This window comes from Rhizobium sp. TH2 (assembly GCF_024707525.1).
Lineage (GTDB): Bacteria > Pseudomonadota > Alphaproteobacteria > Rhizobiales > Rhizobiaceae > Rhizobium_E.
Map to the genome: position 1 here is coordinate 2,324,958 of NZ_CP062231.1, position 13,041 is coordinate 2,337,998.

Annotated in this window: 9 protein-coding genes; 4 read left to right on the plus strand and 5 right to left on the minus strand. The window is 61.8% G+C overall.

Annotated features, from left to right (window positions below; all coding sequences use genetic code 11):
* The first annotated feature begins 126 nt into the window (after positions 1-126).
* The 4 genes from IHQ71_RS11605 to IHQ71_RS11620 all read left to right on the plus strand — a co-directional run bounded on the left by IHQ71_RS11605 (position 127) and on the right by IHQ71_RS11620 (position 4,411).
* Complete coding sequence (locus IHQ71_RS11605; RefSeq protein WP_258162109.1) at positions 127-1,155, plus strand: amino acid ABC transporter substrate-binding protein; 1,029 nt, start codon at positions 127-129, stop codon at positions 1,153-1,155.
* A gap of 100 nt (positions 1,156-1,255) precedes the next feature.
* A complete protein-coding gene (locus tag IHQ71_RS11610) occupies positions 1,256-2,467 on the plus strand; it encodes an amino acid ABC transporter permease (RefSeq protein WP_258162110.1) in 1,212 nt (403 codons plus the stop codon).
* 1 nt (position 2,468) lies between these two features.
* On the plus strand, positions 2,469-3,620 hold the full coding sequence (locus IHQ71_RS11615; protein WP_258162111.1) for an amino acid ABC transporter permease: 1,152 nt from the start codon (positions 2,469-2,471) through the stop codon (positions 3,618-3,620).
* Between the two features lie 20 nt (positions 3,621-3,640).
* Positions 3,641-4,411, plus strand: coding sequence for an amino acid ABC transporter ATP-binding protein (locus IHQ71_RS11620; protein ID WP_258162112.1), 771 nt, complete (start codon positions 3,641-3,643; stop codon positions 4,409-4,411).
* A 65-nt stretch (positions 4,412-4,476) separates the two neighbouring features.
* Here the strand turns inward: IHQ71_RS11620 and ilvD are convergent, their stop codons facing one another.
* From ilvD to IHQ71_RS11645, 5 genes are all read right to left on the minus strand, one after another.
* The gene (gene ilvD / locus IHQ71_RS11625; RefSeq protein WP_258162113.1) at positions 4,477-6,321 is read right to left on the minus strand and encodes a dihydroxy-acid dehydratase; all 1,845 of its coding nucleotides are present in this window, start codon (positions 6,319-6,321) and stop codon (positions 4,477-4,479) included.
* Between the two features lie 170 nt (positions 6,322-6,491).
* Positions 6,492-7,256 (minus strand): exopolysaccharide production regulator ExoR, encoded by a 765-nt coding sequence (gene exoR / locus IHQ71_RS11630; protein ID WP_308737945.1) that lies wholly within the window; start codon positions 7,254-7,256, stop codon positions 6,492-6,494.
* 437 nt (positions 7,257-7,693) lie between these two features.
* Complete coding sequence (locus IHQ71_RS11635; RefSeq protein WP_258162115.1) at positions 7,694-10,522, minus strand: valine--tRNA ligase; 2,829 nt, start codon at positions 10,520-10,522, stop codon at positions 7,694-7,696.
* Between the two features lie 118 nt (positions 10,523-10,640).
* The gene (locus IHQ71_RS11640) at positions 10,641-11,414 is read right to left on the minus strand and encodes a PopZ family protein (protein ID WP_374989978.1); all 774 of its coding nucleotides are present in this window, start codon (positions 11,412-11,414) and stop codon (positions 10,641-10,643) included.
* A 222-nt stretch (positions 11,415-11,636) separates the two neighbouring features.
* Complete coding sequence (locus tag IHQ71_RS11645; protein ID WP_258162117.1) at positions 11,637-13,037, minus strand: TolC family outer membrane protein; 1,401 nt, start codon at positions 13,035-13,037, stop codon at positions 11,637-11,639.
* Between the last annotated feature and the right edge of the window lie 4 nt (positions 13,038-13,041).

Here is a 13,041-nt window from a genome sequence, read left to right on the forward strand (position 1 = left end):
GGGCTTTTTGATACTGTCTTAAGCATTCGTCCAGGCCGGCAGGGAAACCGGCTCGGCGCCTGACGTTCCGAAGGGGGATCGGCGGGGAACGACAACGACAACAAATCTCGAAAAAGGTTGGAGAAAATGACAAGCAAGATTCTGACCGGTGCCATTGGCGCCGCAATCATTGCCATCGGTGCGTCCGCGGCGCATGCCGGCACGCTCGATGACGTCAAGGCGAAGGGCTTCGTGCAGTGCGGCGTCAACGGTTCGAACCTCGCAGGTTTCGGCGCCCAGGATTCGTCCGGCAACTGGTCCGGCCTCGATATCGACCTCTGCAAGGCTGTTGCAGCGGCAGTGTTCGGTGATGCGACCAAGGTGAAATTCACCCCGCTCTCGGCAAAGGACCGCTTCCCGGCCCTGCAGTCTGGCGAAATCGACATGCTCGCGCGCAACACGACCTGGAGCGCCAGCCGTGACAGCCAGCTCGGCTTCGATTTCCGCGCCATCAACTATTATGACGGCCAGGGCTTCATGGCGAAGAAGGAACTCGGCGTGAAGTCGGCTCTCGAGCTCAACGGCGCATCCGTCTGCGTTCAGTCGGGTACGACGACCGAACTCAACCTCGCCGACTTTTTCCGCGCCAACAAGATGGAATTCAAGCCCGTCGTGTTCGAAGCGCAGGATGAAGCCGACGCCGCCTACAACGCCGGCCGTTGCGACGTCTATACGACGGACGCCTCGGGCCTCTATTCGATCCGCCTGAAGATGGCCAGCCCGGACGACCATATCGTTCTGCCGGAAATCATCTCCAAGGAGCCGCTCGGCCCGGCCGTTCGCCAGAACGACTCCAAGTGGTTCGACGTGGTGTCCTATGCGCATTACGCCATGGTGACCGCCGAGGAAATGGGCATCACCCAGGCCAATGTCGAGGAAATGAAGAAGTCGGAAAATCCTGACATCAAGCGCTTCCTCGGTGAAGAAGCCGACTCCACCATCGGTGCCGACCTCGGTCTGCCGAAGGATTGGGCCGTGCAGATCGTCAAGGCTGTCGGTAACTACGGCGAATCCTTCGAGCGCAATGTCGGCGCCGGCTCGCCGCTCAAGATCCAGCGCGGCCTGAATGCTCTTTGGAGCAAGGGCGGCCTGCAATACGCACCGCCGATCCGCTAAGACGCGATCGACTGGGGTTTCGGGAAGGCGGGGTGACCCGCCTTCCCTTTCCGGAAAAAACACCCGGCAAAAAGGGTGACGGAACAACAGGGGAATTTTGATGGCTGTAACCGACGCCCGATTGCGGGGCGGCGATGCTGAACCAAAGGTATCGCTACTGTATAACCCGGCTCTGAGGAGCTACGCCTATCAGGCGATCACGATCATCGTCATCGTCTGGGCGGTCTGGTATGCCTGGACCAATGCGGCCGCGAACCTCGCGCGGGCCAATATGCAGGCGGGTTTCGGCTTCCTCAACAGCCGCGCCGGTTTCGACATCGCCCAGACCCTCATCGCCTATTCAAGCGACTCGACCTATTTCAGGGCTCTGCAGGTCAGCCTGATCAATACGCTCGTGATCGCTTTCTTCGGCATCATCACGGCCACGATCGTCGGCCTTCTCGTCGGCATCGGCCGCCTGTCGCCCAACTGGTTGATTTCGCGACTCTGCACCGTCTATGTCGAGATTTTCCGCAATATCCCGCCACTGCTGGTCATCTTCTTCTGGTATCTCGGCGTTCTCGCCCTGCTGCCGGCGATCCGCACGATCTTCCAGCATGTGAAGGACAACCCGGGCGCCATCTTCTTCGTTTCGAACCGCGGCATCTATATGCCCGCGCCGATCTTCGGCGAAGGCTTCGGCATCGTGGTGGCGGCGTTCCTCCTGGGCATCGCGCTCGCGATCGCCTTCACGATCTGGGCCAATCGACGCCAGCTCGCAACCGGTAAACGCCCGCCGGTGCTCTGGGTCAATCTGGCGCTGATCATCCTGTTTCCGTTGCTCGTCTTCTTCGTCATGGGCATGCCACTGACACTCGATTACGCCATCCCCGGTTCCTTCAACATGAAGGGCGGCATGGTGATCGGACCGGAATTCCTGGCACTCTATCTGGCGCTGTCGCTCTACACGGCATCCTTCATTGCCGAGATCGTGCGCGCCGGCATAAGGGGCGTCTCCAAGGGCCAGTCGGAAGCCGCCTACGCGCTCGGCGTCCGGCCGGGATTGACCACACGGCTCGTGGTCCTGCCGCAGGCGCTCCGGATCATCATTCCACCGCTGACCTCGCAATATCTCAACCTGATCAAGAATTCATCCCTCGCGGTCGCCGTCGGTTATGCCGATCTGGTCGCGGTGGGAGGCACGATCCTCAATCAAACGGGCAAATCGATCGAGATCATCTCGATTTGGATGCTGGTCTATCTCTCGATCAGCCTGCTCACCTCGCTGTTCATGAACTGGTTCAACGCCAAGATGGCACTGGTGGAGCGCTGACATGACCGACATTTCCTACGTCCGCCACCAGTTCGTCGCTCCTGAAAAGGCGCCTCTCTCCGAGAGCACGGTGATCGGCTGGGCGCGCAAGAATCTCTTCGCGTCGGTCACCGACTCGATCATGTCGCTCGTGGCGATCGCGGTGCTGCTCTATTTCCTGCCGGGGCTCCTCAACTGGCTGTTCATCAAGGCGGTCTGGTTCGGCACGGATCGTACGGCCTGCCTCACGACCGTACAGGGCGGCGCGCTGCCCGAGGGCTGGAGCGGCGCCTGCTGGGCCTATGTGGGAAACCGCTTCGGGCAGTTCATGTTCGGCTCCTATCCGCGTGACCAGCTCTGGAGACCTCTCCTGGTCGTCGCCATGTTCGTCGGATTGCTGATCCCGTTCCTGATGCCGAAAGTGCCGCGCAAGGGGCTCAATGCCCTCCTGCTCCTCGTCGCGTTCCCGGCCGTGTCCTTCGTGCTCCTGCTCGGCGGCTGGTTCGGCCTCGCCCATGTCGAGACCTCGCTCTGGGGCGGGCTGATGGTGACGCTCATCATCTCCTACGTCGGCATCGCGATATCCCTGCCCTTCGGCATCCTGCTGGCGCTCGGCCGGCGTTCGCAGATGCCGATCTTGAAAACGGTCTGCATCGTCTTTATCGAACTGATCCGCGGCGTGCCGTTGATCACCGTTCTTTTCATGGCGAGCGTGCTGCTGCCGCTCTTCCTGACGCCGGGCACCCATTTCGACAAGTTCCTGCGGGCGCTTGTCGGCGTGTCGATCTTCGCCTCGGCCTACATGGCCGAAGTGATCCGCGGCGGGCTGCAGGCGATCCCGAAGGGACAGTACGAGGCAGCCGACGCGGTTGGCCTCGGCTACACGACGAAGATGACCTTCGTGATCCTGCCGCAGGCGATCAAGCTGGTCATTCCCGGCATCGTCAACACCTTCATCGGCATGTTCAAGGACACGTCGCTCGTCACCATCATCTCGATGTACGACCTGCTCGGCATCGTGAAGGCGAGCTTCGGCGATTCCGGCTGGCAGACGCCGGTCACACCACTCACTGGCCTGATCTTCGCGGGCTTCACATTCTGGATCTTCTGCTTCGGCATGTCGCGTTATTCCGCCTTCATCGAACGGCGCCTCGACACCGGCCACAAGCGATAACAATAAAAAGGAAAAACAACATGGCTGACGCCGCACAGAAATTGACCGTTTCCAGCACCGATGTGGCGGTGGAAATGAATAGCATGAACAAGTGGTACGGCGAGTTCCACGTGCTTCGCGACATCAACCTCAAGGTCATGAAGGGCGAACGCATCGTCATTGCCGGCCCGTCGGGCTCCGGCAAATCGACGATGATCCGCTGCATCAATCGCCTCGAGGAGCATCAGAAGGGCTCGATCGTCGTCGATGGCATCGAACTCACCAATGACCTCAAGAAGATCGACGAAGTGCGCCGCGAAGTCGGCATGGTGTTCCAGCACTTCAACCTGTTCCCGCATCTGACGATCCTGGAAAACTGCACGCTGGCACCTATCTGGGTCCGCAAGATGCCGAAGAAGCAGGCCGAGGAAATCGCCATGCATTTCCTCACCCGCGTCAAGATCCCGGAACAGGCGAAGAAATATCCGGGCCAGCTCTCGGGCGGCCAGCAGCAGCGCGTCGCGATCGCCCGCGCGCTCTGCATGCGCCCGAAGATCATGCTGTTCGACGAGCCGACCTCGGCGCTCGATCCTGAAATGGTCAAGGAAGTGCTCGACACCATGGTGGGCCTCGCCGAGGAAGGCATGACCATGCTCTGCGTTACCCACGAAATGGGCTTCGCCCGCCAGGTCGCCAACCGCGTGATTTTCATGGATCAGGGCCAGATCGTCGAGCAGAACGATCCGATCAGTTTCTTCGACAATCCGCAGCACGAGCGGACCAAGCTGTTCCTCAGCCAGATCCTCCACTGACGACAAACCAGGATCACAAAGGGCGCGGAACCGGCACGTTCCGCGCCCTTTTCTGTGTTCAGTGCTTACTTGCCGTACGCGTTCAAATCCCTGACCGCGCCACGGTCGGCACTTGTCGCGAAGGCCGCATAGGCCTTGAGTGCCGTCGTCACGTTGCGCCTGCGCGGTGCGGCCGGCTTCCAGCCCAGTGCGTTCTGCTCTTCGCGGCGCTCGGCGAGCGTCGCCTCGTCGACGCGCAGCGAAATCGTGCGGTTGGGGATGTCGATATCGATCATGTCGCCCTCGCGCACCAGCCCGATCGTGCCGCCATTGGCTGCTTCCGGCGAGGCGTGGCCGATCGACAGGCCCGACGTGCCGCCGGAGAAGCGGCCATCGGTGATCAGCGCGCAGGCCTTGCCCAGGCCGCGGCTCTTGAGATAGCTGGTCGGATAGAGCATTTCCTGCATACCCGGTCCGCCCTTCGGGCCTTCATAGCGGATGACCACGACGTCGCCCTCGACCACTTCGTTGTTGAGGATGCCCTTGACCGCCGCGTCCTGGCTCTCGAACACCTTGGCGGGGCCTGAGAATTTCAGGATGCTTTCGTCGACGCCCGCCGTCTTGACGATGCAGCCGTTGAGCGCAAGGTTGCCCTTGAGTACCGCCAGGCCACCGTCCTTGGAGAACGGGTGCTGTGCATCGCGGATGACGCCCTTCTCGCGATCGAGATCGAGGTCTTCCCAGCGCGCTTCCTGGCTGAAGGCAACCTGGGTCGGCACGCCGCCGGGTGCTGCACTGAAAAGCTTGAGCGCCGCCGGATTGTCGGTCACCGCGATATCCCACTGCGCCAGCGCATCGCCGAGCGTCTTGGCATGCACGGTCGGCAGATCGGCATTGATCAGGCCGGCGCGGTTGAGTTCGCCGAGGATCGCCATGATGCCGCCGGCGCGGTGCACGTCTTCCATGTGCACATCGCTCTTGGCCGGCGCGACCTTGGAAAGGCAGGGAACCCGGCGCGACAGCTGATCGATGTCGTCCATGGTGAAATCGATCTCGCCTTCATGCGCCGCGGCAAGAATGTGAAGAACCGTATTGGTCGAGCCGCCCATCGCGATATCCAGCGCCATGGCATTTTCGAAAGCGCCCTTGCTGGCAATGTTGCGCGGCAGCGCGGTCTCGTCGTCGCCTTCATAGTAGCGCTTGCAGAGATCGACGGCGGTGCGGCCGGCCTGCAGGAAAAGCTCCCTGCGGTCGGCATGGGTGGCGAGCGTCGAGCCGTTGCCCGGCAGCGACAGGCCCAGCGCCTCGGTCAGGCAGTTCATGGAATTTGCGGTAAACATGCCCGAGCAAGAGCCGCAGGTCGGACAGGCCGAGCGCTCGATGACATCGACGTCCTCGTCGCTGACCTGGTCATCGGCGGCGGCAACCATGGCATCGACCAGATCGAGAGCGACCTTCTTGCCATGCATGATCACCTTGCCGGCTTCCATCGGGCCGCCGGAGACGAAGACGGCCGGGATATTGAGGCGCAGCGCCGCCATCAGCATGCCTGGCGTGATCTTGTCGCAATTGGAGATGCAGACCATGGCGTCGGCGCAGTGGGCGTTGACCATATATTCGACGCTGTCGGCGATCAGTTCGCGCGACGGCAGCGAATAGAGCATGCCGTCATGGCCCATGGCGATACCGTCATCGACCGCGATCGTGTTGAATTCCTTGGCCACGCCGCCTGATGCCTCGATTTCGCGCGCCACCAGCTGGCCGAGATCCTTCAGATGCACATGGCCCGGCACGAACTGGGTGAACGAGTTGACCACGGCAATGATCGGCTTGCCGAAATCGCTGTCCTTCATGCCGGTGGCGCGCCACAATCCGCGCGCGCCGGCCATGTTGCGGCCATGGGTGGTGGTTCTCGAGCGATAAACAGGCATGGTCGTTTCCTCACATATGACCGGATTATCCCCGGTTTTCAGCGGTCGTATCGCAAATGGGAAATTGTGTCACTAGCATCAAGGCGCGATCCGGTACGGCTAAAGACACTAGCACAAATGCAAATCGCCGGCACATGGCCGGCGACATGAAATAGGAAATACTGCGTCGTTCAGTCAGCGCCCTTGCGGATATCGGCCGAAAGCGCCAGCGCCGTGCGGCGCTCGTCTTCGTTCACCAGCGAGAAGGCCTGTTCCTGCATCTGCTGCAGCCATTCGCGGTCGCGCGGCTCGCAGGTATCGAGTGCCGCCGTCATATAGGCGAGCCCGCGCACGGTCTGCCCCTCTTCGAAGAGCACGTTGCCGAACACGCCCATGGCGCCGGCATGGCCCTCGCGGCGGGCATGGTTCAGCCACTTCTTGGCCTGGCGGATGTTGACCTCGCCGCCCTCGCCCGAGAGCAGCATCTTGGCGAGCCGGAACTGCGCCTCGGCATTACCGAAGGCGGATGCCGCCTGGAAATAGAGCTGCCGGGCCTGGCTGAGATCTGGCGAAACCGGGCTTTCCGGAATACCGCGCGAATAATAGTCGGCCAGCGCCATCAGCGCGTTGACGAAGAACCCGGTATCGTTCGAGCCCGGCTCGACGCCCTGGGTCGCAATCTCGGAATAGATCTTGAAGGCTTCGAAATCATCCTTCACCACGCCGTCGCCGTCGGCATACATGGTGGCAAGTGCCCAGCGCGAACCGGTATGGCCCTTCTCGGCGGCGTAGCGATAGGCCTCGACGGCCTCCTGCTTGTTGCCCTCGCGATAGGCCTTGAAGCCCAGCTTGAACAGGTCGAACGGGCCGCGCTCCTTGGAAACACTGGCATTGGGGTCGAGCGCCATCGCACTTCCCGCAGCGCCCAGCACGATCAGCGCTGCGCCCAGTACCATCCCACTCAATCTATTCAACGCAAGATTCGGCATATACTCGGTATCTTTCAAAGGGGAAGGAGACTGCCTTCCCGCGCAGCATGCCATTCTCATCGGTTCCCTGGGAAAGTGCGGTCAGACGTGCCGTCTTCGGGGAGAGCTTCCACTCCTCCGAACTCCGATTTAACGACTGGCGATTTCCCAAGCAGATCCGTTCATTCTGTCCTTGACGCAACGACACGATAAATCCGTCACGTTCTCATGCAGCAATCGCTGCGCCTGTTTTGTGGCAGGAAATGGACCGATTTTCCATACATCCCGCACCGCCCGGATAATAACGGAAAATGTGTTGCCAAATCGTCACAAGAGCAAAAACGGCCGCAGAAATGCAAAAGCCGGGGCAAAACGCCCCGGCCAAGGATAGATTCATAAGAAAGTCCCGATATTTGCGGGATGATTCAAATCTCGGAAATGCGCTTCAGGGCGATCTCCAGATTGGCCTTTTCGCGCTCCAGATCGGCCAGACGCTCGCGTTCCGCCTCCACCACTTCGGGCTTGGCATTGGCAACAAATTTTTCGTTGCCGAGCTTGCCGTTGATGCGGTCGATTTCGGCTTGCGCCTTGCCAAGGCCCTTTTCGAGCCGGCTTTGCTCAGCATTGAGATCGATCAGCGAACCGAGCGGCAGGCAGGCCGTCGCCTCGCCGATGACAATCTGTGCCGCGCCCTTGGGTGCAGTATCGGCAAAGCTGATCGCTTCCACGCGCGCCAGCCGCTTGATCGCACCATCCTGACGCTCGGCACGCGACCGCGTGACATCGCTTGCTCCGACGATCACCAGCGGCGCGGTGGCGGCCGGCGGCACGTTCATTTCGGCGCGGGCCGAACGGATTCCGGTGACGACCTCGATCAGCCAGTTGATCTCGTCAGCTGCTGACTTGTCGGCAAAGCCCGGCTTCGGCCAGTCGGCGTGGCAGAGCAGCTTTGCCCGCGACGATGTGTGTTCCCAGAGTTCTTCCGTCATGAACGGCATGAACGGATGCAGCAGCTTGTAGGTCTCGTCGAGCACGTAGGCCGCGCAGGCCTGCGCCTCGGCCTTGGCGGCCTCGTCGTCGCCCATGAAGATCGGCTTCAGAAGTTCGAGATACCAGTCGCAGAACTGGTTCCAGACGAAGCGATAAAGCGCACCCGCCGCCTCGTTGAAACGGAACTGCTCGATTCCCGTGGTGACCGCGCCGACGGTTTCCGCGAGTTCCGTCAGGATCCACCTGTTGACGGTGAGCTTGGCATTTTCCGGCCGGAAATCCGGATCGTGCTTGACGCCGTTCATATCGGCAAAGCGCGTCGCGTTCCAAAGCTTGGTGCCGAAATTGCGGTAGCCGGCAATACGCGCCGGATCGAGCTTCACGTCCCTGCCCTGCGCCGCCATGATCGCCAGCGTAAACCGCAGCGCGTCGGCGCCATATTCGTCGATCAGTTCCAGCGGATCGATGACATTGCCCTTGGATTTCGACATTTTCTGCCCGTTCTTGTCGCGCACCAGGGCATGGACATAGACGGTATGGAAAGGCTCGATCGGCACGCCGGCGCCGTCCTTCATCAAGTGCAGGCCCATCATCATCATGCGGGCGACCCAGAAGAAGATGATGTCGAAGCCGGTCACCAGCACGTCGGTCTGGTAATAGCGGGCAAGCTCCGGCGTCTTTTCCGGCCAGCCGAGCGTCGAGAACGGCCAGAGCGCCGACGAGAACCACGTATCGAGCACGTCCTCGTCACGGGTCAAAATCTGATCGGGCTTCATGTTTTCGAGGAGATCCTCGACCAGAGCCTTCATCGGGCCTTCGTGGCTGAGATAATGCTGGATGGCGGCGTGCAGTGCTTCCTCCTCCGTCTTCTCGACGAAGACGGTTCCATCCGGGCCGTACCAGGCCGGGATCTGGTGACCCCACCAGAGCTGCCGCGACACGCACCAGGGCTGGATGTTCTCCATCCATTCGAAATAGGTCTTTTCCCAGTTCTTCGGTACGAAATTTGTCCGGCCCTCGCGGACCGATTCGATCGCGGGCTTGGCCAGCGTCGCGGCATCGACATACCATTGCTCAGTCAGGCGCGGCTCGATCGGCACGCCGCCACGGTCGCCATGCGGCACCGTATGCGTATGCGGCTCGACCTTGTCGAGCAGGCCCCATTCCTCGAACAGCGCGACGATTGTCTTGCGCGCGGCGAAACGATCGGCACCATCGACCGCCTTGATCAGGCTGGAAAGCGCGTCGGTCTGCGGCAGGCCTTCCAGGAATTCCTCGTTCTCGTCGAGCGTAACCCGGCCATCGACGGTCAGGATATTGACCATCCGGAGCCCGGTGCGCTTGCCGACATCGAAGTCGTTGAAGTCATGCGCAGGCGTCATCTTCACCGCGCCGGTGCCGGCATCGGGGTCGGGATATTCGTCGGCGACGATCGGAATGCGGCGTCCGACGCCCGGCAGGATCACATGCTTGCCGACCAGCGACTGGTAGCGCGTATCCTCGGGGCTGACCGCGACACCGGTATCGCCGAGATAGGTTTCCGGCCGCGTCGTCGCGACGACCAGGTAGTCGCGCGTCTCGGTGACCGAGGTCTGCGTCTCTTCGTTATAGGCAACGGGATGTTCATAGGTGACACCCGGCTCGAGCGGATAGCGCAGGTGCCAGAGATTGCCCTTGACCTCGATCTGCTCGACCTCGAGGTCCGAGATCGCGGTCAAGAGCTTCGGGTCCCAGTTGACCAGCCTCTTGTCCTTGTAGATCAGGCCTTCCTTGTAGAGCTGGACGAAGACTTCCAGCACCGCCTCGGAAAGTCCCTCGTCCATGGTGAAGCGCTCGCGCGACCAGTCGCAGGAGGCGCCCAGGCGCTTGAGCTGGTTGAAGATGATGCCGCCGGATTCGTCCTTCCACTGCCAGACGCGCTCGACGAAGGCCTCGCGGCCCATGTCGCGGCGTGACGGCAGCTGGCGCTCCATCAGTTGGCGCTCGACCACCATCTGGGTGGCGATGCCGGCATGGTCCATGCCGGGCTGCCAAAGCACGTCCTTGCCTCGCATCCGCTCGAAGCGGATCATGATGTCCTGCAGCGTATTGTTGAGCGCGTGGCCCATATGCAGCGAGCCGGTCACGTTCGGCGGCGGGATCACGATGCAGAACGTTTCCGCGCCGGGCTCGGCATTGGCGCCGGCAGCGAACGCGCGCGCATCCTCCCATTGCTTGGCGATCCGGGGTTCGATTGCGGCGGAATCGTAGGTTTTATCGAGCATCTGACATTACCACTCACTGAAATTTTGCTGCTTTCCGTAATCGCTTGCGGGTTTGGAAGTCAATGCGGAACGCAAAAACGCCGCCTCGCGGCGGCTCTTCGAAGCGATGTCGGCGATCTCAGCGGCGCGGGCCGCGCGCCACGCGCTCGATTTCCTCACGCACCAGCCGCTCCACCAGCGTCGGCAGGTTGTCGTCCAGCCAATCCTGCAGCATGGGGCGCAGCAGGTCCTCGGCGATCTCGTCGAACGACCGTCGTTCCGCGCTATCGACCGCTGCGGCCAGATCCTGGAATGCGCGGGCGACCTGCTGGCCGGTGCCTGCGGAGATCAGGCTCGGTGCCGCGATCATCTCCTCCACCACTTCAGGCGCCGGCATCAGGTCCTCGCCGATTTCCAGATGCTCTTCCGTCACCGGAACGACCCAGGCCGGTTCCGGCACCAGCTCCGGCTCGACCACGGCACTCGCACCGCCTACGAGCGTCATGCGGTTCGTCATCAGGGGGCTCGTAGCCTCCTCCACCGGCTCGGCCGGCTTCGGCGTCAGCTCGCGAAGGCCCGGATTGCGCTCGGATGCTGCACGTACACGCGCGGCGACATCGGCAAGCGACAGTGATTTCTGCGGCTGGGCGGCTGGTAGTTCCGGAGCGTGCAATGGCGCTTCGAGCGTCGGCTCTTGCAGGCGGTCCTCGTAGGTTTCACGCGCCAGCCTGGCATCCGCCTCCTGCTGCTGCGCGAAAATCTCGTCGACCGTCAGCGGCACTTCTTCCGTATCGTCATTGGCCGCATCGCCCGAGAAGCCCTCGGGCTCGGCCATCCCGGTCGCGAGGCCAGGCTGGGGAACCGGGTCATTGCTCTCGATGATCCGGCGTATCGATGCCAGGATCTCATCCATGGAAGGTTCACGCACTACATTTGGCTGAGCCATAGTCTTCCCCGCATTGCCGCATTCTTTTCAAGCCGCCCGTCTGACCCGCGCGGACAACTTACGTCATCGCCCGGACGGAAAAAACGGCTGCGAATCAAATTACGACCATGATGCACAGATTTATCGGCAAGATGAATCCCCGAAATTAGCGGGGGATGTGTCGCGATGACTCGGGGGGAGCGTCTGGCCTCAGCGGCCATCGACCGTGCGAAGTCCGAACCAGGCGTCCTTGACCTTGTTGTAATGGACTTCCGGCTTGTATTCGGTGACCTGCAGGTTCTGGGTTTCCACCGTGAGCCGTCCCATCGAGGCGAGGATGGAAAAGCTTGCCACGACCGCGTCGCGCTGGGCGACAGCCAGGCTTTCCTTGGCGTTGAGCACCACGGCCTGTGCGGTCAGCACGTCGAGCTGGGTCGCCTGCCCAGCCGCCCGCTCCTCGATAACCCCCGCCAGTGCGTCGTTCGCAGCCTTAAGCTGGGTATTGTTGGCGTCGATGATGGCGAGCGCCGCTTCATATTGCGCCATGGCCGAGACGATAGTCTGCTGCACTTCCAGCCGCGCCGAGTCGAGCAGGATCCGCTGCTGGCCAAGCCGCTCCTTCGCCTGGCGGATCTGGCCGTATTCGGCACCGCCCTGGTAGAGCGGCACGTTGAGGCGCGCGGTGATCGACGAGGAATTGTAGTTGGAAAGCGAGCTGACGCCTACGGTGCCTTCCGTGCTCTGGATCTGGCCCTGGACGACGACGCCGGGAAGCATGGCACCCTCCGCCGATTTCACCTGGAATCCGGCCGCGTCGATCGCATGCATGGTGGAGAGGATCGAAGGATGCTCGCGCCAGCCGGTTGCGACCGCCGTATCGATATTCTTGGGGAGGAGCTTGCTCACTGGCTTGGCCGGGCGCACGTCCTTTGGTGCGTCGCCAACAATTTGCACATAAACCGCCTCGCTCTGCTTGAGCTGCGATATAGCGGCGGCCACCAGCGCCTGGGCTCGCGCAAGATCGGCTTCTGCGAGACTGACATCCGTAGTGGTCCCGTCGCCGAGATCGAGACGGGTTTTGGCGGCACTCACCTGCTCGCGAAGAAAGGCGATATTCTGCTTCCGGAAGACTATGATCTGCTGGTCGCGGCCGATATTGGCATAGACTTCGGCGGCGGAAAGCAGGATCTGGATCTCCCGTGCCCGCAGCGACGCGCGCTCCGAAAACACCGTGGACTCTGCCGCGCGGACGTTGTTCAGCGTCTGGAAGCCATCGAAAATCTGTTGCGTGATGGTCAGGCCGCGCTGGTGTGATGTCGCTTTTATACGGTCGGTCGGTATTGGCTGGCCGAACTCGTTTACCTCGCCACTCGGAAACGTCGCGCCGCTATTGTCGTACCAGGTCTGGGTATTCTGCGCGAAAGCCGAGATCTGCGGCCGCCAGCCGGCCTTCGCGATCGTCACGCCCTCGTCCGTTGCACGCAGTCCGGCCCGCGCAGCATTGAGGTCGGGATTGTTGTCGTAAGCCTTGGCCATGGCGTCGAAAATCGTCTCGGCCGCTGCCGGCGCCGCAAGCAACACCGGCACCACGAACGCGGCCAGAAACGCCATTCTC